This window comes from Streptomyces sp. NPDC057939, from assembly GCF_042887545.1.
Classification (GTDB): Bacteria; Actinomycetota; Actinomycetes; order Streptomycetales; family Streptomycetaceae; genus Streptomyces.
Genome location: NZ_JBHVPG010000047.1, coordinates 32,577 through 56,191, shown reverse-complemented (window position 1 = coordinate 56,191; position 23,615 = coordinate 32,577). Strand labels below are relative to the sequence as shown.

The window sequence follows — 23,615 nt, the reverse complement described above, 5'->3', positions numbered from 1 at the left end:
CGCCAGCCCTAAGATCTGCGCATGACAGGTACCTTCCGGCCCGGGGACGGCCCGGCGCGGCGCGGAGCGCGCGACGGGACGCGGGACACGCTCTGGACGCCCGGGGAGCAGATCCTCTGGCGCTACCGCGACCACGCCGCCGGGCTGAGCGGCCCGGTCCACATCTGCCGCCCGGTCACCGTCGTCCAGGACACCGACGAACTGCTGGCCGTGTGGATGGCGCCGGGCACCGAATGCGTCAAGCCGGTGCTCGCCGACGGCTCCCCCGTGCACCAGGAGCCGCTCGCCACCCGCTACACGGCGCCGCGCACCACGGCGCGGTCGCGCTGGTTCGGCAGCGGCGTGCTGAAGCTGGCCCGACCCGGGGACCCGTGGTCGGTGTGGCTGTTCTGGGACCGGGGCTGGCAGTTCAAGAACTGGTACGTGAACCTGGAGGAGCCCCGCGTCCGATGGGCCGGCGGGGTCGATTCCGAGGACCACTTCCTCGACATCGCCGTCTACCCGGACCGCAGCTGGAAGTGGTTGGACGAGGACGAGTTCGCACAGGCCCAACGGACCGGCCTGATGGACCCCCACCGGGCGCGGCGGGTCCGCGAGGCGGGTCGCGCGGCGGTCGAGGTGATCAACGCGTGGGGGGCTCCGTTCTCCGGCGGCTGGCCCGACTGGCGGCCCGATCCGAGCTGGGACGTCCCCCCTCTTCCGGAGGACTGGGACCGCACCCCGGCGCATATGACCTCATGAGACCCTTGATGCGCCCCCGGGGTTGAAACGTAGGATCGGCCTCCGCCGGTCGTGCCCGGGGCCGCAGCAAGGTCCCGCGGTCGCAAATGACCTGCGGCGACCGGGACTTGACCGAAGGTCAACGCTGAACGAGAGGTAACGAGCGGGACGCGGAATCCGGGGGCTGAGGTGTCCCCGCCGCTGAGCGGGTATACCGCGACTGACCGAGTTGAGTGCAGCGCACATCCAGCGCAAACGGACGGAATTCCACGCGTGACGGAGTATCCCACCTCCCAGGAGGGCCCGCAGCCCGCCGGTGCCTCCGGCGGAGGTTCGGACGAGGCAGGCCACGGCAAGGCCCCGATCGCGGCCGCCGAGGCCGTACGCACGCATGCGCAGGTTCCGGTTTCCGGCCAGGGCGGCGCCGAGGTCCCGCGCCCGCGCGGCACCGCCGCCCCCGGTCCGGGCTCCGGACAGCCCGCGGAAGCCTCCCGGGGTTCCGGGCACGGCGCGGCGGACACCGGTTCCGGCGGCGCCCGCACCCGCGACGACGAGGCCGCCCGCAACGCGGGCCGGCGCGACGCGTCGGAGACCGGACCGGTACACGCCGGGCCGCCGGGCCCCCGCGCGCCCCTCGGAACGGCCCCCCTGCTCCCGGCGGGCGCTCCCGAGGCGCTGTCGGGCGTCGGCGCCCTCTCCCCCGTCGGCGGGGCGCCGTCGGGGGGTTCCGGGCCCGGGGAGGTGACGGCGGCGCGCCGCGAGGGCGACCGGCTGCGCTTCGTCGGCGCCGCGACCCGGCGCATCGCCCGCGGCATCGACCTCGACGAGATCGTGCTCGGCCTGTGCCGGGCGACGGTTCCGACCTTCTCCGACGCCATCCTCGTCTACCTGCGCGATCCGCTGCCCGTCGGTGACGAGCGGCCCGTCGGGCCGGTCGTCCTCAGGCTCCGGCGGACCGACCGGCTCCGGCCGATCGACGACCTCACGGACAGCGGGGCGGGCGAGCCCGCGGCGACCGCCGGGGCCGCGGGGGCCCCGGGAGCCGCCGGGGAGCTCGACTTCAGCCAGCTCCCGCTCGTCGGGCCGCAGGGTGACCTGCCGGCCGCCGAACTGTGCGAGATCCGCCCCGGCGGGGCCCTCGCCGAGGTGCTGCGCGGCGTACGGCCCGTCTTCGGGTCGGCCGCCGGAGCCAAGGACGCACTGCCGGAGCTGCTGGGCTCCGAGCATCCCGTGCCGCGCGGCCAGCGGGCCATCCTGGCCCCGCTGCGGGGCCGCCGGCGGGTGATCGGCGCGGCGGTGTTCCTGCGCACGCCCGACCGGGACGCCTTCGAGCAGAACGACCTGCTGGTCGCCGCGCAGCTGGCCACCCACACCGCGCTCGGCATCGACAAGGCGGTGCTGTACGGCCGCGAGGCGTACATCGCCGACGAGCTCCAGCGCACGATGCTGCCCGACAGCCTGCCGCAGCCCACCGGGGTCCGGCTCGCCTCGCGGTACCTGCCCGCCGCCGAGACGGCCCGGGTCGGCGGGGACTGGTACGACGCCATACCGCTGCCCGGCAGCCGGGTCGCGCTGGTCGTCGGCGACGTGATGGGTCACTCCATGACCTCCGCCGCGATCATGGGCCAGCTCCGCACCACGGCGCAGACCCTGGCGCAGCTGGACCTGCCGCCCGCGGAGGTACTGCACCACCTGGACGAGCAGGCCCAACGGCTGGGCTCCGACCGGATGGCCACCTGCCTCTACGCGGTCTACGACCCGGTCTCGCACCGGATCACCATCGCCAACGCCGGCCACCCGCCGCCGGTGCTGCTGCACCTGGGCGGCCGCGCCGAGGTGCTGCGGGTGCCGCCCGGCGCCCCGATCGGGGTGGGCGGCGTCGACTTCGAGGCCGTGGAGCTGGACGCCCCGGCCGGGGCGACCCTCCTGCTGTACACGGACGGGCTGGTGGAGTCCCGGCTGCGGGACGTGTGGACCGGCATCGAGCAGCTCCGCGAGCGGCTGGCGACGACCGCACAGCTGACCGGGCTGGACCACCCTCCGCCGCTGGAGGCCCTCTGCGACGACGTGCTGGACATGCTGGGCCCCGGTGACCGGGACGACGACATCGCCCTGCTCGCGGCCCGTTTCGACGGGATCGCGCCCAGCGACGTCGCGTACTGGTTCCTGGACCCGGAGGAGACCGCTCCGGGCCGGGCCCGCAGGTTCGCCCGCCGGGCCCTGACCCGGTGGGGCCTGGAGGAGCTCAGCGACTCCCTGGAGCTGCTGGTCAGCGAGGTCGTCACGAACGCCGTCCGGTACGCCGAGCGGCCCGTGACGCTGCGGTTGCTGCGCACGGACGTGCTGCGCTGCGAGGTCGGCGACGACTCCCCGCAGCTGCCCCGGCAGCGGCGGGCCCGGGACACCGACGAGGGCGGGCGCGGCCTGTTCCTGGTCAACCGGCTGGCGCGGCGCTGGGGCGCCACCCGCCTGAGCAGCGGAAAGGTGGTCTGGTTCGAGCTCCCGTTGCCGGGTTCGCATGAGCGGCGTTGACTGGGTAGGCGCGGGAGGGTGCCTTCCGGCGTGAGCCGGGGGGCTGCCAGTGATCCCACCGACCCAGGGGAGACCGCTCGTGACCCAGGACGCGCCGAAGGTCCCGTACACGACGACCAACGCCGGAATCCCGGTGGAGAGCGACGAGCACTCGCTCACCATCGGCCCGGACGGTCCCGTACTGCTCCAGGACCACTACCTGATCGAGAAGATGGCCCAGTTCAACCGCGAACGGGTCCCCGAACGGGTGGTCCACGCCAAGGGCGCGGGTGCGTACGGCGACTTCCGGGTGACCAACGACGTCAGTCAGTTCACCCGGGCGGACCTCTTCCAGCCGGGCAGGCGCACCCAGGTGCTGGCCCGGTTCTCGACCGTCGCCGGTGAGCAGGGCTCCCCCGACACCTGGCGCGACCCGCGCGGGTTCGCGCTGAAGTTCTACACGGAGCACGGGAACTACGACCTGGTCGGCAACAACACGCCGGTCTTCTTCGTCCGTGACCCGAGCAAGTTCCAGGACTTCATCCGCTCGCAGAAGCGCCGACCCGACAACGGGCTGCGCGACCACGACATGCAGTGGGACTTCTGGACCCTGTCCCCCGAGTCCGCGCACCAGGTGACGTGGCTGATGGGCGACCGGGGCATCCCCCGGGGCTACCGGCACATGAACGGGTACGGCTCGCACACCTACCTGTGGGTCAACGAGGGCGGCCAGAAGTTCTGGGTGAAGTACCACTTCCACACCGACCAGGGCATCGAGTTCCTGACGCAGGAGGACGCCGACCGGATCGCGGGCGAGGACCCCGACTTCCACCGGCGCGACCTGTTCGACTCGATCGCGGGCGGCGAGGCACCGGGCTGGACCTTGAAGGTGCAGGTCATGCCGTTCGAGGACGCGGCCGACTACCGGTTCAACCCGTTCGACCTGACGAAGGTGTGGCCGCACTCCGACTACCCGCTGATCGAGGTCGGGCGGATGACGCTGGACCGCAACCCCGAGGACTACTTCGTCCACATCGAGCAGGCCGCCTTCGAGCCCTCGAACCTGGTGCCGGGCATCGGCCCGTCGCCCGACAAGATGCTGCTCGGCCGGCTGTTCTCGTACCCGGACGCGCACCGCTACCGGATCGGGGCGAACTACACGCAGCTCCCGCCGAACCGGCCCCGGTCGCAGGTGTCCTCGTACGCGAAGGACGGCGCGATGCGCCAGGAGGCCCCGGCCACGGCCCGCCCGTACGCGCCGAACTCCTACGGCGGCCCGGCGGCCGACCCGGCCCGCTCCGGCGAGCCGGCGGGCTGGGCGGCGGCGGGCGAGATGGTGCGGGCCGCGTACGGCCTGCGCAGCGAGGACGACGACTGGGGCCAGCCGGGCACGCTGGTGCGGCAGGTGATGGACGACGCGGCTCGGGAGCGGCTGGTGTCGAACGTGGCCGGGCACCTGGCGGACGGGGTGAGCGCCCCGGTGCTGGCCCGGGCCCTCCAGTACTGGCGGGCCGTCGACAAGGGCGTCGGCGACCGGATCGCCGCGCGGTTCGAGCGGCCCTGACGGCGCGGGCGCAGGGCCGGGGACGGAGAGCGGAGCGAACGCGCCACCGCCCCGCAGCGTGATCGCTGCGGGGCGGTGGCGCGTTCGCGTACGGGCGGGCCCGTCGGCTACTCCTCCTGCGGCGGGTTGGGCCGGGGGAAGATGAACGACCTCGTCGGATCGGGCGACTTCGTCGGGTCGATGGTCTTCGTCGGGTCCGTCGACTTCGTCGGGCCGGTCGACTTCGTCGGGTCGGGCTTGGTGCTGCTCTGCGACGAGCTCGGCGAGTTCGACGGCCGGCTGGAGCTGGCGCTCGGGGACGGGCTGGTCGAGGCCGAGGTGGAGGGGGCCGACGGGGACGTGCTGCGGCTCGGCGCGACGGGGACGCCCATCCTCGCCTCGGTCAACTTGAACTCGCCCGTGTCGACGCCCTTGAGCGCGGCGAGGGTGTACGCCTTCCAGATCTCCGCGGGGAAGCTGGAACCGCCCGCGCGGCCCTTGCCGGCGGTGCCGGTCAGGGTGACCTGCTTGTGCGAGTTGGGGTCCTCACCGAACATCGCGACGATGGTCACCAGTTCCGGGGTGTAGCCGGTGAACCAGGCGGCGACGTTGAGTTCGGCGGTGCCGGTCTTGCCGGCGGCCTGGTAGGCGCCGCTGCGCACGGCCTGGCCGGAGCCCTCGGCGACGACCCCGGTGAGCACCTTGGTGACGGTGTCGGCGGTCTGGCGGGAGATGGCCTGGCCGCCGATCGGGTTGACCGGCTTGAACTCGCCGTCCTTGTGCTCGGCCGACTTGATGATGGTCGGGGTGACCTTCTTGCCGTGGTTGTCGAAGGTCGCGTAGACGCCGGCCATCTCGACGGTGTTGGCGCTCATGGTGCCCAGCGACATGGCCGGCTGGTTCTCGTCCCAGCCCTTGCGGTCCACCATGCCGAGCTGGAGCGCCGTCTTCTTCACGGCCTTCGGCTTCGTGTCGACGATCATCTGCGCGTACACGGAGTTGACGGAGGAGTTCGTGGCGTCCTGGACCGTCATCATCGGCTCGCCGTAGTTGATGTCGTCCTGGTTCTGCGGGTTGAACGGGATGTCGCTGCCGACGACCTTGCGCTTGCTCGTGCCGTCGTACAGGGCGTTGGGAGTGATCTCCTGGCCGTCCTGCGTGGTCGCCCCGGTCTCCAGGGCGGAGGCCAGCACGATCGGCTTGAAGGTCGAGCCGGGCTGGTAGTCGGTGCGCAGGGCGTTGCTCGCGGACTTCTCCGTGAGGCCCTGGCCGCCGTACATCGCGACGATCGCGCCGGTCTTGGGGTCGACGGAGGTGGCGCCGGCCTGGACGTTCTGGTCGACCGGGCGTTCCTTGGTGTTCTTCCGGTCGAGCTTGGACTCCAGCTCGTCCTGGACCGCCTTCTCCAGCGCGGCCTGCTTCTTCTTGTCGATGTTGAGGACGATCGTCCAGCCGCCGGCCGCGATGTCGGCGTCGGTGATGCCCTGCTTGTTCAGCTCGACCTCGGCGGCCTGGACCAGGTAGCCCTTCTGGCCCTCCATGCCCGGGCGGGGCTTCGGCTTGATCGGCTCCTGGAACTTCAGGGTCTTGCGCTTGGCCTCGTCCAGCTCGCCCATCTCGACCATGTTGTCGAGGACCGCGTTGAAGCGGATCATGACGAGGTTCTTGCCGTTCGGTCCGGCGGTCGCCCAGTCGTACTGGCTGGGGGCCTGGATGACGGCGGCGAGGTAGGCGCCCTGTTCCAGGGTCAGCTTCTCGGCGTCGACGCCGTAGAAGGCCTGGGCCGCGGCCTGGATGCCGTAGGCGTTGCGGCCGTAGAAGTTGGTGTTGAGGTAACCGGCGAGGATGTCGTCCTTCTCCATCCGCTGGTCGACCTTGAGGGAGATGATCAGCTCCCGGACCTTGCGGGTGGGCGACTGGTCCTGCGTCAGGTAGTAGTTCTTGACGTACTGCTGGGTGATCGTCGAGCCACCGGCGGTGCCCTTGCCCCGGAGGGTGTTGAAGAGGCCGCGGCCCACGCCCATCAGGTCGATGCCGCGGTCCTTGTAGAAGGACTTGTTCTCGATCGCGATGAACGCGTTGCGCACGTCCTCCGGGATCTTGTCGATGGGGAGGTTCTCGCGGTTGACCTCGCCGGTGCGGGCCATGACCGAGCCGTCGGCGTACTTGTACGTGTTGCTCTGGAGCGTCGCCGTCTTGTTCGGGTCGGTGGGCTCGTTCACGAGGAAGTAAAGGAGGACGATCCCGCCTATGCCGAGCAGGATCATCACGAAGAAGGCGCCGAGGATCTTCTTCCAGGTGAAGAAGCGGCGTATGCCGGTTGGTCTGCCGGCGCCACCAGTGGCGCCGCCGCGCGGCGTATTCCGCGCACCGCTGCGCTGCTGCGCTCGTCGCGCTTCTGCTCGGCCCATCGCTCCCGCTCCGCTCGATTACCCCCCCGACGTCAGCTCAAAAAACTAACACCGCAGGCTGTGACAAAGATTGGTCATCCCTGATCAATACCGGTCAATTCGGACGTGAGAATCAGCACCCACTCCAATGGAACCGACGCTCACGATGCCTGAAGGGTTGCGGACTCCGCAAAAACTGATATCACTTTGATAGATGCTCCGGTCCGTTCCGACCGGACGCCGAGCAACAAACGGGGGTATTCCATGACAGCGACCGTGGGCACGCGACCGAGCGAAGTACGGGAGTTCCCGGCGCGCAGCGTCGGCGGCGGACTGGCCCTGCTCGGCGGACTGCTGGGGGTGGTCGCGGGGGCGGCGGTGATCGTCCTCGGCGCCAACGCCTCGACCGTCGCCGCCCAGGCCTCCCTGATCCTGCTGGGCATCCTCGTGACCATCCTCTCGGTCGTCGCCATGAGCGGGCTCAACACCGTGGCGCCCGGCGAGGCCCGGGTCGTCCAGCTGTTCGGCCGCTACCGGGGCACGATCCGCGCGGACGGGCTGCGCTGGGTCAACCCGCTCACCTCCCGCGAGAAGATCTCCACCCGGGTGCGCAACCACGAGACGGCCGTGCTGAAGGTGAACGACGCCTACGGCAACCCGATCGAGCTGGCGGCGGTCGTGGTGTGGCGCGTCGCCGACACCGCGCGGGCCGTGTTCGAGGTCGAGGACTTCACCGAGTTCGTCGAGACGCAGACCGAGGCCGCCGTCCGGCACATCGCGATCGAGTACCCCTACGACTCCCACGACGAGGGCGGCCTCTCCCTGCGCGGCAACGCGGAGGAGATCACCGAGAAGCTCGCCGTCGAGCTCGCGACCCGCGTCGAGGCGGCGGGCGTGCACATCATCGAGTCCCGCTTCACGCACCTCGCGTACGCTCCGGAGATCGCCTCCGCGATGCTCCAGCGCCAGCAGGCCGGGGCCGTCGTGGCGGCGCGCAAGCAGATCGTCGAGGGCGCGGTCGGGATGGTGGAGCTCGCCCTCACCCGCCTCGCGGAGGAGGACATCGTGGACCTGGACCCCGAGCGGAAGGCCTCCATGGTGTCGAACCTGATGGTGGTGCTCTGCGGTGACCGCGCGGCCCAGCCCGTCATCAACACGGGCACCCTCTACCAGTGAGCCCCGCAGGCGGCGCCCGGCCCGGCGGCGAGCCGGACGGCCCGGAGCCGGACGGCGCGGCACGGGGTCGGCAGCCCCGGGCCGCGAGGCCGGAGCGCAAGCAGGTGCTGCTGCGCCTGGACCCCCAGGTGTACGACGCCCTCACCCGCTGGGCGGGGGAGGAACTGCGCAGCGCGAACGCGCAGATCGAGTTCCTGCTCCGCCGGGCCCTGTCCGACTCCGGCCGGCTGCCGGGCGGGGCCGCCCCGATCAGACCGCGCGGCCGGCCGCGCAACAACCCGGAGGCCTGACTGCTCCCCCGCCGGAACCCCGACGGTCCGCGTCCCGGCGGGTTGCCCCCGGGGAGCGGGCCGTCAGTCGGTGGGCCACACCGGGAGCGGGCGCACCGCCCCGCGCAGGGCGCCCGCGATGGCCCGGAACTCCTCCTCCCGGGCCGTGCCGGTCCGGATGGCCAGGGCGATCCGCCGGGACGGGGCCGGCTCGGCGAAGTAGCCCGTCGACAGGTGCTCGTTGCGGGCGGTCTCCAGCCGCAGCGCGGTGCGCGGCAGCAGGGTCACCCCCATTCCCCCGGCGACCAGTTGTACGAGTGTGGACAGTCCGGCGGCGGTCGTGGTGACGTCCGCGCCGACGGTCCGCCCGGCGTCGCGGCAGATGTCCAGGGCCTGGTCCCGCAGGCAGTGCCCCTCGTCGAGCAGCAGCAGCTGGAGTCCGCGCAGCTCCTCGCGGGGGATGTCCCGGCGCCCGGCGAGCGGGTGGTCGCGGGGGGCGAGCAGGACGAAGTCCTCGTCGAAAACGGGTAGTTCGGTGACCCCGGGGACACCCAGCGGGACCGCGAGCAGCAGCAGGTCCAGCCGGCCGCCCGAGAGCCCCTCCAGCAGCGAGGCCGTCTGCTCCTCGTGCACCTGGAGGTCCATCCCCGGGTAGCGGCGCTGGAACAGGCCGAGGACGGTCGGCAGCAGGTACGGGGCCACCGTGGGGATCACGCCGAGCCGCAGGACCCCGGTGAAGGGGGCCCGTACCGCCTCGGCCTCCTCCAGCAGCCCGCCCATCGCGTCGAGGACGCCCCGCGCCCGCAGCGCGATCCGCTCGCCGGCCGGGGACAGCAGCACCTTGCGGGTGGTGCGCTCCAGCAAACGCACCCCGAGGGCCTCCTCCAGCGCGGAGACGGCCCCGGACAGCGCGGGCTGGCTCATTCCGATCGCCGCGGCGGCGTCCCGGAAGTGCAGGTGCTCCGCCACCGCCGCGAAGGCGCGCAGCTGCGCCAGCGTCGGCTGCTTCGGTCCTCTACTACTGACAGCCACTGATAGGTACCTCCGATCACCCGACACAAGACTAGCTATTTCCGTAATCAATGCAGCTGTGTCAGCATGTGAGATCCGTCCAACCCCTTCGGAAAGCCCCCAAAAGGGTCACTTTCCATTTCGCAAGGAGAGTTCGTGCTCACTGTCGGTGACAAGTTCCCCACCTACGATCTGACCGCCTGCGTCTCGCTCGAAGCGGGCAGCGAGTTCGCTCAGATCGACCACAAGACCTACGAGGGCAAGTGGCGCGTGGTGTTCTTCTGGCCGAAGGACTTCACCTTCGTCTGCCCGACCGAGATCGCCGCCTTCGGCAAGCTGAACGACGAGTTCCTGGACCGCGACGCCCAGATCCTCGGCGTCTCCGGCGACTCCGAGTTCGTCCACCACGCCTGGCGCAAGGACCACGCCGACCTGCGTGACCTGCCCTTCCCGATGCTGGCCGACTCCAAGCACGAGCTGATGCGCGACTGCGGCGTCCAGGGCGCCGACGGCTTCGCGCAGCGCGCCGTCTTCATCGTCGACCAGAACAACGAGATCCAGTTCACGATGGTGACCGCCGGCTCCGTGGGCCGTAACCCCAAGGAGGTCCTGCGGGTCCTCGACGCCCTGCAGACCGACGAGCTGTGCCCCTGCAACTGGACCAAGGGCGAGACCACCCTCGACGCCGGCGCGCTGCTGGCCGGTGAGTGACGGATGTCCCTCGACACCCTGAAGTCGGCCATACCGGACTTCGCCAAGGACCTGAAGCTGAACCTCGGTTCGGTCATCGGCAACCAGAGCACGTTGTCGCAGCAGCAGCTGTGGGGCACCGTCCTGGCCTGCGCCATCGCGGCCCGCTCCCCGCGCGTGCTGCGTGAGCTGGAGCCGGAGGCGAAGGCCGCGCTGACCCCGGAGGCGTACGCCGCCGCCAAGTCGGCCGCCGCCATCATGGCGATGAACAACGTCTTCTACCGCACGCGCCACCTGCTCTCCGACCCGGAGTACGGGACGATGCGCGCGGGCCTGCGGATGAACGTCATCGGCAACCCCGGTGTCGAGAAGGTCGACTTCGAGCTGTGGTCGCTCGCGGTCTCCGCGATCAACGGCTGCGGCCAGTGCCTGGACTCGCACGAGCAGGTCCTGCGCAAGGCCGGCGTCGACCGCGAGACGGTCCAGGAGGCCTTCAAGGTCGCCTCGGTGATCGAGGCCGTCGCCGTCACCCTCGACGCGGAGGCGACCCTCGCCTCCGAGTGACCGCACGCCTCACGCGAAGGGGCCCCCGCAGCCGTTCCCGGCTGCGGGGGCCCCTTCGTTCACTTCTTGAGCCGGGTCATCAGGGCCCGGGCGTCCTCGATCAGCGCCGCTGCGACGGCGTCCTCGTCGGGTTGCGCGTCGGGGGCGACGTCGCTGCCGGCGGTGTGCCACTCAAGGGCGATCGTGAAGACCGCACCGCCGTCGAGGACCTGGATCCGGGGAGCCATGACGTGCCGGAAGAGCAGCGCCCGCTCCCCCAGCCCCGGCACCTCCTGCGCCTCGCCGGGATCGGTCGCCATCCGCGCGTCGAGCCCCGGCCCCGCTCCGAACTCGGCCCCCGGGTCGGTCCGCCCGTGCAGTTCGACGAGCACGTGACCGAAGTAGCTGACCTTCTCGTCCTCCCAGCCGCTGGAGAACGAGCAGAACGACCAGTCCAACGCAGGGCCCCGCGCCTGGCGCTTCGGCCCGCGGTCCAGGTTCCCCGTGAACCCGGAGAGGGCCTTCAGCTCGGCGTCCGCGCACAGGTCCTCGGTGTGCCGGTAGGCGAGCGGCGGGCCGTCGGAGAATCGATCCTGCACGGCCAGGACCCCCGCCCACACGGCGGAGGCCACCACCGCCCCGCCCAGAGCCCACCACCACCCCCTGCGGGGCCCCCTCGGCCCGGCTCCGTCCTCGGCCTCCAGGAGCCGCGCGACCTCGGCCGGGCGCTCGGAGGTCCACTCCCCTTCGAGCTCAGGCTCGCTGATCATCCCCGGCCTCCCGCACGGCGACCTCCACCGCGGTCGCCCCGTGCGGCCCGGGGCCGCTCAGGGCCGGGATCCCGCGCTGTTCGCGGGAGTACGCCCTCAGGTAGCCGACCACCGTGTTGGTGACGGCGGCCAGCGGTACGGCGACCACCGCTCCGCCGATGCCGGCGACCATCCCACCGGCGGCCACCGCCAGCACCACCGCGAGCGGGTGGACCCGTACGGCCCGACCGAGGATGAACGGCTGCAGGACGTGCCCCTCGATCTGCTGCACCGCCAGCACCACGAGGACGACCATCAGGGCCGTGAACGGCCCCTCGGTCACCAGCGCCACGACCACCGCCAGCGCCCCGGAGATCACGGCGCCGACGAGCGGGATGAAGGCGAACAGGAAGATGAACACGGCCAGCGGCACGGCCATCGTCACGTTGAGGAAGTAGAGCCCGAGGCCGATGAAGACGGCGTCGATGAGCGCGACGAGCACGGTGCCCCGCACGTACGCCGTCAGCGTGCGCCAGGCGCGCGGACCGGCGCCCGCGACTCCGGGACGGGCCGCGGCGGGAACCAGGCCGAGGACCCAGGTCCAGATCTTCTTGCCGTCGTAGAGCAGGAAGAGCGTGGAGAACATCGCGAGCAGCATGCCCGTCATGACCTCGACGAGCACCGTCACGCCCTGCAGACCGGCGGAGGTGATCTCCTCGGTGTTGGTGCCGATGGTCTCGCTGAGGTTCTTCGCGATGTCGTTGATCTGCTTCTCGGTCACGTGGAACGGACTGTCCAGTGCCCAGGTCTTGAGTTCGTTGATGCCTTCGCGAAGCCGGTTCGAGAGGTCGTCGAGGTTGTCCATGACCTGCCAGACGACGAACCAGCCGACCAGCCCGATCACCACGAACCCGAGGATCGCGGTGACGGCGGTGGCCAGTCCGCGCGGCAGCCCCAGCCGGCGGAGGCGGACCACGAACGGCTGGAGCAGGGCGGTCACCAGCATGGCGGCGGCGAAGGCCAGGACGACCAGGCGGACTTCGCTGATCACCCTCATCAGCACCCACAGCAGGCCGGCGAGCAGCAGCAGCCGCCAGCTGGCCTCCGCGGCGACGCGCACCCCCCAGGGGATGACGCTGACCGGGTCGGGCCGCTCCGGCGCCCCGCCCGGGCCCGCGCCGGTGCGCGCGGCCGCGGCACCTGCTCCGGCGGTCACCGCGGGGGCGGGCAGCGGCGGTTCGCCGACGCCCTCGGCCTCGGCCTCGACCTCGGCGCGCCGTTCGTCCAGGCGTGCCTCCATCCGGCTGAGTCTGCTCCCGAGCCGGCCGAGCCAGCCTGCCGTCTTCGCCATGTCGTCCCTTTCCCCCCGCCCACCGCGTCGGCGTGCCCCGTGCGGCCGCGCCCCGCACGACCGTACACGCGAGCAGCCCCGCACCGTAGGACGGTGCGGGGCTGCTCGGGGGTCGGGCGGGCCCGACTAGTACCAGTTGTTGGCCTGCCAGAAGCTCCAGGCGCCGCAGGGGCTGCCGTAGCGCTCGTTCATGTAGTTCAGGCCCCACTTGATCTGGGTGGCCGGGTTGGTGCGCCAGTCGGCGCCGGCCGAGGCCATCTTCGTACCGGGGAGCGCCTGGACCAGACCGTACGCGCCGGAGGAGGCGTTGACGGCCTTGTAGTTCCAGGTGGACTCGTGGTTGATGATGTTGGAGAAGCACTGGAACTGCCCGGCCGGGACCATCTGCTGGGCCATGGCCTTGACCTGGGCGACCGTGTAGGAGCCCTGGACGGGGAAGTCCGCGGAGTCACGGGAGGCGGACCGGCTCGCGATCTCGCCGTCCTCCTCGCGCTCCGCCTTGGCCTTGGCCTCCAGGTCGGCCTTTTCCTTGTCCTTCTTCGCCTTGTCGGCCTTCTCGGCCTCGGCCTTCTTGGACTTGGCGTCCTCGGCGGCCTGGACGCGAGCGGCTTCCTCCGTCGAACGCTTGGCGTCGCTGTCGGCGGCGTGGGCGATGGCGTCGGCCTGCTGCGCGAGGGTGGCGCTCTGGACCTGGGCCTGCTCGTCGACCGGGATTTCAGCGAGGAGGGTCGCGCCGGAGGCGGTCGTTTCGAGGTCATTCGAGGAGGGGTCGCCGGTGGCAACGCCCACGACTGCGCCAACGGTGGTGACCGCGGTGGCCGAAGCCACTGCGAAACCCCGAACCGAGATCCGGTTCACACGGTGTCCTTCCAGCAGCGTCCGCAGTGACCGCGCGGGCGCAAGAGTGCCCTCGACACTGGCCTCCGTGGTGGTGCGGTCACTGGAGGCGCGGGCCCGTGGGCAACTCCCCTGCGGAAGTCGCCGCGTGAAGCTCGGGCGGCATACGGCCAACTGTTCTGGAGTTGTGGTGCTGCGCGTACCTCACGGGAGGTACAGGTGTGCCGTATGCGGGGCCTGACGGGAAACAGACTCTGCCGGACCCCGACGCCGCAGGGCAATTCTGCGTTGCGTGGGAAAGGTCACACCTGGCATGCGGCAGCTGTTTGCGACAAAGGGCTGTGCAGCGCGACGCCGCCCGGCTAGGCTCTGGGCCTTTTGCCGGGCGGCGCCAACTCGTGCTGCGGTTATGGGGCTTTTGGCCCGTTGCGGATCAGAGTGTCTCCAGCATCTCGGTGACCAGCGCGGCGATCGGGGAGCGCTCGGAACGGGTCAGCGTGATGTGCGCGAACAGCGGATGCCCCTTCAGCTTCTCGACGACGGCGACGACTCCGTCGTACCGGCCGACCCTCAGGTTGTCCCGCTGTGCGACGTCGTGGGTCAGTACGACCCGGGAGTTGGCGCCGATCCGGGAGAGCACCGTCAGGAGCACGTTGCGTTCCAGGGACTGCGCCTCGTCCACGATCACGAAGGCGTCGTGCAGCGAACGGCCGCGGATGTGCGTGAGCGGCAGGACCTCCAGCATGCCGCGGTTCAGCACTTCCTCGATGACCTCGCGCCCGGCGACGGCCGAGAGGGTGTCGAAGACCGCCTGCGCCCAGGGGCTCATCTTCTCGGAGGCGTCGCCCGGCAGGTAGCCGAGGTCCTGGCCGCCGACCGCGTACAACGGCCGGAAGACCATCACCTTCTGGTGCTGCCTCCGTTCCAGTACGGCCTCCAGGCCGGCGCACAGGGCCAGCGCCGACTTTCCGGTGCCGGCCCGACCGCCCATGGAGAGGATCCCGATCTCCGGATCGAGCAGCAGGTCGAGGGCGATGCGCTGCTCGGCGCTGCGACCGTGCAGCCCGAAGGCCTCGCGGTCGCCCCGTACGAGCTTCACGTTGCCGTCGGCCGTGACCCGGCCCAGTGCCTTGCCGCGCTCGGACTGGAGGACCAGTCCGGTGTGGACGGGCAGCTCGGCCGCCTCCGGGACGTACAGGCGCTCCTCGGAGAAGAGGAGGTCCACCTGTTCGCCGGAGAGGGCGAGCTCGCTCATGCCGGTCCAGCCGCCGTCGGTGATGGCGAGTTCGGCGCGATACTCCTCCGCGAGCAGGCCCACGGAGGAGGCCTTGATGCGCAGGGGAAGATCCTTCGACACGACCGTGACGTCGTAGCCCTCGGCCTGGAGGTTGCGGGCGACCGCGAGGATCCGCGAGTCGTTGTCCCCCAGCCGGAAGCCGGCCGGCAGGACGCCCGGGTCGGAGTGGTTGAGCTCGACGCGCAGCGTGCCGCCCAGATCGCCCAGCGGGATGGGGGCGTCGAGACGTCCGTACCGGACCCGGAAGTCGTCGAGCAGGCGAAGGGCCTGGCGCGCGAAGTAGCCGAGTTCGGGATGGTGCCTCTTTGCCTCCAGCTCGGTGATCACCACGATCGGGAGCACGACCTCGTGCTCGTCGAAGCGGGAGATCGCGTTGGGGTCTGCCAGCAGGACGCTGGTGTCGAGGACGTAGGTGCGCCTGTCGGGCAGGCGGCGCTTTGTGCTGGTCACCACGGAAGGACGTACCCCCTCGGAAGAGGTCGGGCCATGAAGACCGGACCGGTCAACGGCGCCAATGCAAGGGCCGCGTTCCGGCCCTCCAATCCGACCGTGCGAACCGCACGCGCGTCCTGGTGCAAAGGGCCTCCCGGGCGGACGGCCCTGTGCCGTCCGCTGAGACTCGACACCCGTGGATCGGACGTCGACCTGCCAGGGTTATGCCCTCGAACATGCGCGGCCATGCCATGGCATATGACGGACGCTCGGTGAACCCCTGGTGAAGGCCTTGCGCGGGGGACGAACGGGGGCAGAGGGGATGCCGGCGCTCCGAGGGGGGCGTCGGTCGCCGGAATTCCGGCCCCGGGGAATCAGCTGCCGTAGCGCCGGTGGCGGGCCGCGTAGTCGCGCAGCGCCCGCAGGAAGTCGACCTTGCGGAAGGCCGGCCAGAAGACCTCGCAGAAGTAGTACTCGGAGTGCGCGCTCTGCCACAGCATGAATCCGGACAGTCGCTGTTCACCGCTGGTGCGGATCACCAGGTCCGGGTCGGGCTGGCCCCGGGTGTAGAGGTGCTCGGAGATGTGGTCGATGTCCAGGATCTCGGCGAGCTCCTCGATGGAGGTGCCCTTCTCGTGGTGCTCCAGCAGCAGGGAGCGGACCGCGTCGGCGATCTCCTGGCGACCGCCGTAGCCGACGGCGACGTTGACGAGTATCCCGTCGACGTCGTGGGTGGCCTGCTCGGCCTCCTTGAGGACGGACTGCGTCCGCGAGGGCAGGATGTCCAGGTTCCCCACGTGGTGGACGCGCCAGCGGCCGTCCGCCGCGAGGCCCCGGACCGTGTTCTCGATGATGTTGAGCAGCGGGCGGAGCTCGACCTCGGGCCGGTCCAGGTTGTCCGTGGAGAGCATCCACAGGGTGACGACCTCGACGTCCGTCTCGGTGCACCAGCCCAGCATCTCCGAGATCTTGTCGGCCCCGGCCTGGTGGCCCTGCTCCGTCGTGCCTCCGGACGCCTTGGCCCAGCGCCGGTTCCCGTCCAGGATGACGCCGATGTGCTTCGGCGACGCGTCATGGTCGAGGCGGCCTTCCACCCGGCGTGCGTAGAGCCTGTACACCAGGTCGCGCAGCTTCACGATCTTCGAGCCCCTCCGTGCAATGCCCCCGAGCGAATTGCGGTCTCCCCCGAGGCGGCCACATTACTGCGCGGCGGGATGGGGTACCCAACTCGGTCTGTCACAAGTCCGTGATAGGGAGGACATCGTGACTGATACCAATCCCTATCGGGCAGAGCCCTCGCGCTACGACTCCATGGAGTACCGCCGCACCGGCCGCAGCGGCCTCAAGCTCCCCGCCGTCTCCCTCGGCCTCTGGCACAACTTCGGCGACGACGCGTCCCTGGAGAACCAGCGGGCGATCCTGCGCCGGGCCTTCGACCTCGGCGTGACCCACTTCGACCTGGCCAACAACTACGGCCCGCCCCCGGGCTCGGCCGAGCTGAACTTCGGCAAGATCTTCGCGCAGGACTTCGCGGGGCACCGCGAGGAACTGGTGCTCTCCACCAAGGCCGGCTACTTCATGCACGCCGGTCCGTACGGGGAGTGGGGCAGCCGCAAGTACCTGCTCGGCTCGCTCGACGCCTCCCTGAAGCGGATGGGCGTCGACTACGTCGACGTCTTCTACTCGCACCGCTTCGACCCGGAGACCCCGCTGGAGGAGACCATGGGCGCGCTCGCGTCCGCGGTCCAGCAGGGGAAGGCGCTGTACGTCGGCGTCTCCTCGTACACCGCGGAGCAGACGGCCGAGGCGGCCCGGATCCTGACGGACATGGGCGTGCGGCCGCTGATCCACCAGCCCTCGTACTCCATGATCAACCGCTGGACGGAGGAGGACGCGCTGCTGGACACCCTGGAGGAGGCCGGCATGGGCTGCATCTCCTTCGCCCCGCTCGCCCAGGGGCTCCTGACGGGCAAGTACCTGAAGGACATCCCGGCGGGCTCGCGGGCCACCCAGGGCAAGTCCCTGAACCCGGCGCTGCTCTCGGAGGACGTCGTCCGGCGCCTGAACGGTCTCAACGAGATCGCCGCGCGGCGCGGGCAGTCGCTGGCGCAGTTGGCGCTCAAGTGGGTGCTGCGGGACGACCGGATGACGTCGGCCCTGATCGGCGCGTCGAGCGTGCGTCAGTTGGAGGAGAACGTGGCCGCGTTGGCGGCGGCGCCCCTGTCGGAGCAGGAGTTGAAGGAGATCGACTCCTTCGCGGTCTCCACCCCCGGCACCAACATCTGGGCCCAGCGCGGCTGACCTGCGGCGATGACGCACAACTGAGGTGCGGGCGCGGAAAACAAAAAACGGGCCGGTCCGTGGGGGGGATACGGACCGGCCCGAGGGGGGGGTTCCACCATAACCCTTCGTAAAGCATGATGCGTGCATCGGCGCCAAATGATTACGCTCCGAATCCGCCCAGCAGCACTCCGGTGAGCGCTCCGGCCGTCATGAAGGGTCCGAAGGCGAATCCCTGCTTGCGGGTGGCGCGGCCCCGCAGCAGCAGGCCGAGCCCGTACAGGGCGCCGTAGAGGAAGCCCAGGAACGCACCGGCCATCCATACCCCCCACCCGTACCACCCAAGAGCGACCCCCAGCGGGAGCGCCAGCTTGACGTCGCCGAGGCCCATGCCGGCGGGGTTGATCAGGAACAGCACCAGGTACGCCGCCCCGAGCGCGGCCCCGCCCAGCAGCGCGAGACGCCACGAGCCCGCGGCGCCGGGGAACAGGGCCGCGCCGCCGAGGAGGCCGGCGGCGGCTCCGGCGAGCGGGAGGGTCAGCACGTCGGGGAGCCGGTGCACGGCGAGGTCGACGAGGGCCAGCAGGACCAGGACGGGCGCGAGGGCGACGTAGACCGCCGCCTCGGGGCGGGGTGCCACGGCCGCCGCGAGGGCGGCGCAGGCCGCCGCGGTGACGGCGGCGGCCGTGGCGGCCCCGCGCCGGGTGGGGCCGTACCGGTGTTCCCGGAGGCCGGCGGAACGGCAGCGGGCGGGCCCCAGCCAGCCGGGGATCGGGTGCCCGTCGGGGCAGTGCGCCCGCCAGGACGTCTGCGGCGGCACGGAGAGCCGGTACGCGGCGCGGGGCAGCAGGAGCCCGGCGGCGGCGCCGTAGGAGGCGGCGAGGATGGCCGCGAGGATGCCCATGCCGTGACGGTAGGCGGTGGCGCGGGCCGCCGGGAGGGGCCCCGGGGCCCGCGCACCCTGGCCCCGCGGCCCGGGACCCGGCAAGGTGGCCCGCATGGCGAAGTGGACGGACGGGCACGGGACGCTGCGGGCCGGGGACGTGACGGTGGCGCTGGAGGTGGCCGCCTCGTACGGGGCGCGCACGCGGGGGCTGCTGGGGCGCGACGGGATCGAGGGGGCCATGCTGCTCACCCCGGCGGCGAGCGTGCACACCTTCCGGATGCGCTTCCCGATCGACGTGGCCTACCTGGACCGGCACTTCGGGGTCCTGGCCGTCCGCACCATGCCCCCGGGCCGGCTCGGCCTGCCGCGCCCGCGCGCCCGGTACGTCCTGGAGGCGGAGGCGGGCGCCATGGAGCGGTGGGGCGTCCGCGCGGGCGGCCGCGTGGACCTGTACGGCGCCTGAGCGCGGCCGGAGCCGACGTCCGACGGGCGGGACTTTCCCGACGCGATCCGGGGCCCGGGGCTCACGGGCGGTAGGTTGGGGCGGTTGAGCTGGGGTGGCAGGGGAGCGGCATGAGCGGCATGAGCGGCATGACGGAGAACGCGCACATCAAGGCGCTGGAGCAGATCATGCCGGCGACGCACGGCGCCGACGAGGACATCGACTGGCAGGCGGCGGAGGCCGTCTGGGGGACCCGGTTCCCGGCCGATTACGTGGCCTTCATGGGGCGGTTCGGCGCGGGCTCCATCAACGGCGAGGCCAGCGTGCTGCTGCCGTTGCCCAAGCCGGGGTTGCAGTGGGACCCGGCGGAGATGGCCGAGGAGACCGGCAACGCCCGCCAGGTGTGGGAGGTCGAGGGCGGCCGGGCCGCCTTCGACGTGGATCCCGAGTCGATCATCGCCTGGGGGGTCACGGGCGGGTCCGACATCCTGTGCTGGTTGACCTCCGACCCCGATCCGGACCGGTGGCCGGTGCTGGTGGTCGGGCGGCACACCGCCGACTCCTTCGCGGTGCATCCGTACGGCATGGCCGAATTCCTGTTGCTGCTGTGCTCCGACGAGTTCGACGTGAGCCCCGTCAGCATCACCTTCTGGGACGCGGGCCACCTGAGCTTCGTGCACTGGCGCAAGGCCCAGCGGCGTTGGCAGGAGGGCCGCAATCCCGAGACGGGCGAGCCGGACCCGTACGCGGGCGAGTTCGCCGACTGATTCTTTCAGGACATCCATAGCCCGTTTCCGTGGCCGGAAACGGGCTTTTTGGTGTGTCTACGCGCGTCCAATTCATCGATCTTTTATCGGAAAACACCATCGGGAAATCCAGCATTTGGAGCATTGGACATAACTTCCGACCCAATGGAATGAGCCACCCCGCGGGCAGGAGAGAATTCCGGCCAACGGGCCACGGCGGGACACCCCGGCCCCGAGCAACTCATAAGTAATAACGGGACTCAAAAGAAAATCAGGGGAACCCACCGTGCGAAGAAAAACGTTCGGCCCGGCCGCTTCGGCCGCCGTGCTCGGCCTCCTGCTACCGCTGACCGGCTGCGGAGGTTCCGACGGCGGTTCGGGGGACGGCGACACGCTGCGCCTGGTCGCCGCCGAATACGGCAACACCCCGGCCAACAGCTCCAAGGCGTTCTGGGAGAAGGCCACCCGCGATTTCACGGCCGCCAACCCGGGCATCAAGGTCGAGGTCCAGCTCCTCCCGTGGGCGGACATCGACCGCGAGGTCACCCGGATGGTGGGCGCCGGCAAGGCTCCCGACATGGCCCTCATGGGTTCGTACTCGGACTTCGCCGCGCAGGGGAAGCTGTACTCCGCCGACGAGCTCCTCTCCATCTCCGCCGAGGCGAACTTCCTCCAGCCGCTCGCCGAGGCGGGTTCGGTCGGCAGCACCCTCTACGGCCTGCCGTTCGTGGCGAGCAGCCGCCTCCTGTTCTACAACGAGGCCCTTTTCGCCAAGGCCGGCATCCAGTCCGCCCCCAAGACGTGGCTGGACCTGAAGGCCGACGCGAAGGCGCTCAAGGACAAGGGCGTGAAGTACCCGTACGCGATGCCGCTGGGCCCGGAGGAGGCGCACGCGGAGGCCATGATCTGGGAGCTGAGCAACGGCGGCGGGTTCGCCGACAGCAGCGGCAACTACAGCCTGGCGTCCGAGCAGAACGTCGCGACGTTCCGCTGGATCAAGGAGCACCTGATCGTCCCGGGTCTGGTCGGCCCGACGCCGCCGGCGCAGCTCAACCGCGCCGACGCCTTCGCCGCCTTCCTGCGGGGCGAGGTAGGCATGGTCAACGGCTACCCGTCCCTGCTCCACGAGGCGAGTGCGAAGGGCATCGGCGTCAAGGCCGTGCCCATGCCGGTGTCGAACGACCTGGGTTCCGGGGAGAGCACGCCGACCGTGGGCGTGGCGGACTGGATGATGGCGTTCAAGCAGAACGGCAAGCGCGACCAGATCGGCAAGTTCCTGGACTTCATCTACCAGGACAAGATCCTTTCGGACTTCGCCGGCCGCTACCACCTGCTGCCCTCGACGGTCACGGCCTCGCGCACCCCGGCGGGCGGTGGACTCGGCTCCACCGACGAGGCCTTCCTGACGGCCCTGCGCGGCGCGCAGCTCTACCCGGTGAACGACCCCTCGTGGGTCACCGTCAGCGACTCCATCAAGCGGAACATCGGCCGCGCCGTGGAGCCGTCCGTCGACCCGAAGACCGTGCTCGAAGAGATCGCCACGAAGGCGAACGAGGCCGGCAAGAAGCGCTGAAGGACCCGAAGGACCCGCAGAAGACGGGACCTTCGCCTCCCTGCCCCACCGCATCCCGTGCGGCAGAATGGCTGACGGCTCTTGATCCAAGGCCGTGGCCCAGTCGCCCGCCGAGCACCCACAAGGTGCGCGGGGCGACCGGCCTCCCTCCGCTCCCCCTCCCCCCGTCCGGGGTCGGCTCAGCGCTGCCCGTTCTCCGTGGAGAACGCCGTCCGGTACTGACCGCAGTCGGAGCCCCAGCGCAGCGTGCCCGTGAGCGTTCCGTAGCCCGACCGGGTGAGCGACCATTCCACCGTGTACTCGCCGGTGTCGCAGGCGATCCGCCTGCCCCCCTCGAACCGCCCGCTCCCCGTCGCCGGCTGATCGGTCAGTTCCCTGCGCACCTCGCCCGCCTTGGCGCCCTTGGCGGTGCGCAGCACCGCGTGCACCACGATCGGGTGCTTGCCGTCCTTCGTGGTCAGCGCCTTCTTCAGCAGCTTCGAGTCGGACACCGACCAGGCGAACTCGTACGAGGGCAGCCAGGCCAGCGTCTTCGGGTCGGGGACCTGCCGTTCGTACTCGCGGGCGCCCTCGGGGCCGGGGCCGGTGACCGTCTTGTACTGGACGCCCGGGTGGAACCGGAGTCGGCCTTCCACCTTGTGCATGTCGTCCTTGGTCCACATCGACTTCATGGCCTTCTCCCCGCCGGCCGGGTCCTGGAGGTACGGGCTGCTCGGGGCGGCGGTGGCGGCGCCCTGCCCGACGGCGGGGGCGAGGGCCGCCACGGCGGCGGCGAGGGCGAGGGCTGCGGTACGGGTGCGGTTCATGCCCCGCCCAACGGGGTGCCGCGGCGGGCCGGAACGACGCCCCGGGCGCGTTCACCCGTACGGAGCGGACGGGACGCCCTCAGGTGACGAACTCCGGGCCGGGCGGGAACGCGACCCCGGCGGGCCTGGTTGGCTGCCGGTGAGGGCGCGGAAGCACGCGCCACGAGCACGGGGGAACGTCATGGTCGCGACGATGGTGGGCAGCACGGTGGGCGGGACGGTGGCCGCGGGCTGGGAGCCGGTCCGGGAGGCCTTCGAGGCGTTCGTGGCGGCGGAACCGCACGCGCCGGAGGCCCAGTTGGCGGTACGTCACCACGGGCGGACCGTGGTCGACCTGTGGGGCGGCGAGGACACCGACGGGGACACCCTGAGCGGGGTCTTCTCCATCACCAAGGGCGCCGCCCACCTGGTGGTGGCGCTGCTGGTGCAGGACGGCGTACTGGACCCGGAGCGCCCGGTGTCCTCGTACTGGCCGGAGTTCACCGGGGACGGCAAGGAGGGGCTGACCCTGCGGCAGTTGGTCGCGCACGGCTCCGGACTGATCGGTGTCGACGGGGGCTTCCCCTACGAGGAGATCGCGGACGACGCCGCCGTCGCCGCCCGGCTGGTCGGGCAGAAGCCGTACTGGGAGCCGGGGACGGCGTACGGCTACCACGCGTTCGTCATCGGCGCGCTGACCGGTGAGGTGGTGCGACGGGTGACGGGCAGGTCCCTCCAGGAGGTGTACGAGGAGCGCGTGCGCGCCCCGTACGGGCTGGACCTGTACATGGGGCTGCCGCAGGAGTCCCGGGGCCGGTGGAAGCCGATCCTGGAGATGCTGCCGACGCCCGCGCAGGCGGCGGTCCTCGCCGCGGGCGGTCCGCTGCCCGAGCCGATGCGGATCGCGTTCAACGCGAACGGACGGACGCCGATGGACCCGGTGACGTACGCCAACCACCCGCGGGTGCTGACCCTGGGCCCGGCCTCGGCCGGCGGCGTCGGCACGGCACGCGGTGTGGCCGCCCTGTACGCGGCGGCCATCAGCGGGACGGAGGACCGGCCGGCGCTGCTGGATCCGGCGACGGCCGCCGAGGTCGCCCGCCCGCACGCGCCGGGCGTGGACCGGGTGACCTCGGAGGTCGACCACTTCGGGTTCGGCTTCGAGCGGCAGCACGCGGTGGGCCCGGAGGCGTTCGGGCACTGCGGCGCGGCGGGCGGCCTGGGCTTCGCCGACCCGGTCACGGGCATCGCGTACGGGTACACCCGCCGCCGGTACGGCTTCCCGGGCGGCATGGCCCCGGAGAACGGCCCGCTGACGGCGGCCGTGCTGAAGGCCGCGCGGGGGGCGTAGGTCGGGGGCTGGACCGGGCGCTCGGGGGCCGGG

21 protein-coding genes are annotated in these 23,615 nt (G+C 71.3%); 12 read left to right on the top strand and 9 right to left on the bottom strand.

The features are described 5' to 3' along the window. Positions 1 to 21 precede the first annotated feature (21 nt). The 3 genes from ACFVS6_RS33925 (at position 22) to ACFVS6_RS33915 (ending at position 4,795) form a co-directional block, all read left to right on the top strand. Positions 22 to 741 carry a DUF402 domain-containing protein gene (locus ACFVS6_RS33925; RefSeq protein ID WP_389710057.1) on the top strand — a complete coding sequence of 240 codons (720 nt, stop codon included), beginning with the start codon at positions 22 to 24 and terminating at the stop codon, positions 739 to 741. Positions 742 to 993: 252 nt separating this feature from the next. Continuing rightward, entirely contained in the window at positions 994 to 3,252 is a 2,259-nt protein-coding gene (locus tag ACFVS6_RS33920) for a SpoIIE family protein phosphatase (protein ID WP_389710055.1), read from the top strand. A gap of 79 nt (positions 3,253 to 3,331) precedes the next feature. After that, positions 3,332 to 4,795, top strand: a complete 1,464-nt coding sequence (locus ACFVS6_RS33915; RefSeq protein WP_389710053.1) for a catalase — start codon at positions 3,332 to 3,334, stop codon at positions 4,793 to 4,795. Positions 4,796 to 4,902: 107 nt separating this feature from the next. Here ACFVS6_RS33915 and ACFVS6_RS33910 read toward each other — a convergent pair whose 3' ends face one another. Then, positions 4,903 to 7,185: a transglycosylase domain-containing protein gene (locus ACFVS6_RS33910; protein ID WP_389710051.1), complete on the bottom strand. Its 2,283-nt coding sequence runs from the start codon at positions 7,183 to 7,185 to the stop codon at positions 4,903 to 4,905. A gap of 243 nt (positions 7,186 to 7,428) precedes the next feature. Between ACFVS6_RS33910 and ACFVS6_RS33905 the strand changes: the two genes are divergently transcribed. Then, positions 7,429 to 8,340, top strand: coding sequence for an SPFH domain-containing protein (locus ACFVS6_RS33905; RefSeq protein WP_389710049.1), 912 nt, complete (start codon positions 7,429 to 7,431; stop codon positions 8,338 to 8,340). Next, the gene (locus tag ACFVS6_RS33900) at positions 8,337 to 8,630 is read left to right on the top strand and encodes an AT hook motif protein (protein ID WP_389710047.1); all 294 of its coding nucleotides are present in this window, start codon (positions 8,337 to 8,339) and stop codon (positions 8,628 to 8,630) included. Before ACFVS6_RS33905 ends, ACFVS6_RS33900 begins: the two co-directional genes overlap by 4 nt. A gap of 63 nt (positions 8,631 to 8,693) precedes the next feature. On the opposite strand, the gene ACFVS6_RS33895 is transcribed toward ACFVS6_RS33900, so the two are convergent. Continuing rightward, positions 8,694 to 9,641: a hydrogen peroxide-inducible genes activator gene (locus tag ACFVS6_RS33895; RefSeq protein ID WP_389710045.1), complete on the bottom strand. Its 948-nt coding sequence runs from the start codon at positions 9,639 to 9,641 to the stop codon at positions 8,694 to 8,696. A 135-nt stretch (positions 9,642 to 9,776) separates the two neighbouring features. On the opposite strand from ACFVS6_RS33895, the gene ACFVS6_RS33890 reads away from it, so the two are divergent. Both ACFVS6_RS33890 and ACFVS6_RS33885 read left to right on the top strand, forming a co-directional pair. Beyond that, positions 9,777 to 10,331 carry a peroxiredoxin gene (locus ACFVS6_RS33890; RefSeq protein WP_281204983.1) on the top strand — a complete coding sequence of 185 codons (555 nt, stop codon included), beginning with the start codon at positions 9,777 to 9,779 and terminating at the stop codon, positions 10,329 to 10,331. A 3-nt stretch (positions 10,332 to 10,334) separates the two neighbouring features. After that, positions 10,335 to 10,874, top strand: a complete 540-nt coding sequence (locus ACFVS6_RS33885) for an alkyl hydroperoxide reductase (protein WP_389710043.1) — start codon at positions 10,335 to 10,337, stop codon at positions 10,872 to 10,874. Positions 10,875 to 10,933: 59 nt separating this feature from the next. Here the strand turns inward: ACFVS6_RS33885 and ACFVS6_RS33880 are convergent, their stop codons facing one another. From ACFVS6_RS33880 to ACFVS6_RS33860, 5 genes are all read right to left on the bottom strand, one after another. Further along, positions 10,934 to 11,623 (bottom strand): hypothetical protein, encoded by a 690-nt coding sequence (locus ACFVS6_RS33880; RefSeq protein ID WP_389710041.1) that lies wholly within the window; start codon positions 11,621 to 11,623, stop codon positions 10,934 to 10,936. Beyond that, positions 11,607 to 12,953 carry an AI-2E family transporter gene (locus tag ACFVS6_RS33875; RefSeq protein ID WP_389710039.1) on the bottom strand — a complete coding sequence of 449 codons (1,347 nt, stop codon included), beginning with the start codon at positions 12,951 to 12,953 and terminating at the stop codon, positions 11,607 to 11,609. Before ACFVS6_RS33875 ends, ACFVS6_RS33880 begins: the two co-directional genes overlap by 17 nt. 126 nt (positions 12,954 to 13,079) lie before the next feature. Continuing rightward, positions 13,080 to 13,829, bottom strand: a complete 750-nt coding sequence (locus ACFVS6_RS33870; RefSeq protein WP_389710068.1) for a transglycosylase SLT domain-containing protein — start codon at positions 13,827 to 13,829, stop codon at positions 13,080 to 13,082. 394 nt (positions 13,830 to 14,223) lie between these two features. Continuing rightward, a complete protein-coding gene (locus ACFVS6_RS33865; RefSeq protein ID WP_281204987.1) occupies positions 14,224 to 15,540 on the bottom strand; it encodes a PhoH family protein in 1,317 nt (438 codons plus the stop codon). A 353-nt stretch (positions 15,541 to 15,893) separates the two neighbouring features. After that, positions 15,894 to 16,655 (bottom strand): isoprenyl transferase, encoded by a 762-nt coding sequence (locus ACFVS6_RS33860; protein ID WP_281204988.1) that lies wholly within the window; start codon positions 16,653 to 16,655, stop codon positions 15,894 to 15,896. Between the two features lie 127 nt (positions 16,656 to 16,782). On the opposite strand from ACFVS6_RS33860, the gene mgrA reads away from it, so the two are divergent. Further along, positions 16,783 to 17,820 (top strand): L-glyceraldehyde 3-phosphate reductase, encoded by a 1,038-nt coding sequence (mgrA, locus tag ACFVS6_RS33855; RefSeq protein ID WP_389710036.1) that lies wholly within the window; start codon positions 16,783 to 16,785, stop codon positions 17,818 to 17,820. Positions 17,821 to 17,962: 142 nt separating this feature from the next. Here mgrA and ACFVS6_RS33850 read toward each other — a convergent pair whose 3' ends face one another. Continuing rightward, on the bottom strand, positions 17,963 to 18,703 hold the full coding sequence (locus ACFVS6_RS33850; protein WP_389710034.1) for a prepilin peptidase: 741 nt from the start codon (positions 18,701 to 18,703) through the stop codon (positions 17,963 to 17,965). Between the two features lie 94 nt (positions 18,704 to 18,797). On the opposite strand from ACFVS6_RS33850, the gene ACFVS6_RS33845 reads away from it, so the two are divergent. From ACFVS6_RS33845 to ACFVS6_RS33835, 3 genes are all read left to right on the top strand, one after another. Continuing rightward, the gene (locus ACFVS6_RS33845; protein ID WP_389710032.1) at positions 18,798 to 19,148 is read left to right on the top strand and encodes a DUF192 domain-containing protein; all 351 of its coding nucleotides are present in this window, start codon (positions 18,798 to 18,800) and stop codon (positions 19,146 to 19,148) included. Positions 19,149 to 19,258: 110 nt separating this feature from the next. Then, positions 19,259 to 19,894, top strand: a complete 636-nt coding sequence (locus tag ACFVS6_RS33840) for an SMI1/KNR4 family protein (protein WP_389710030.1) — start codon at positions 19,259 to 19,261, stop codon at positions 19,892 to 19,894. 265 nt (positions 19,895 to 20,159) lie between these two features. Next, complete coding sequence (locus ACFVS6_RS33835) at positions 20,160 to 21,446, top strand: extracellular solute-binding protein (protein ID WP_389710028.1); 1,287 nt, start codon at positions 20,160 to 20,162, stop codon at positions 21,444 to 21,446. Between the two features lie 179 nt (positions 21,447 to 21,625). On the opposite strand, the gene ACFVS6_RS33830 is transcribed toward ACFVS6_RS33835, so the two are convergent. Next, entirely contained in the window at positions 21,626 to 22,252 is a 627-nt protein-coding gene (locus tag ACFVS6_RS33830) for a hypothetical protein (RefSeq protein ID WP_389710026.1), read from the bottom strand. Between the two features lie 193 nt (positions 22,253 to 22,445). On the opposite strand from ACFVS6_RS33830, the gene ACFVS6_RS33825 reads away from it, so the two are divergent. Then, positions 22,446 to 23,582 (top strand): serine hydrolase domain-containing protein, encoded by a 1,137-nt coding sequence (locus ACFVS6_RS33825; RefSeq protein WP_389710024.1) that lies wholly within the window; start codon positions 22,446 to 22,448, stop codon positions 23,580 to 23,582. Positions 23,583 to 23,615: the final 33 nt, after the last annotated feature.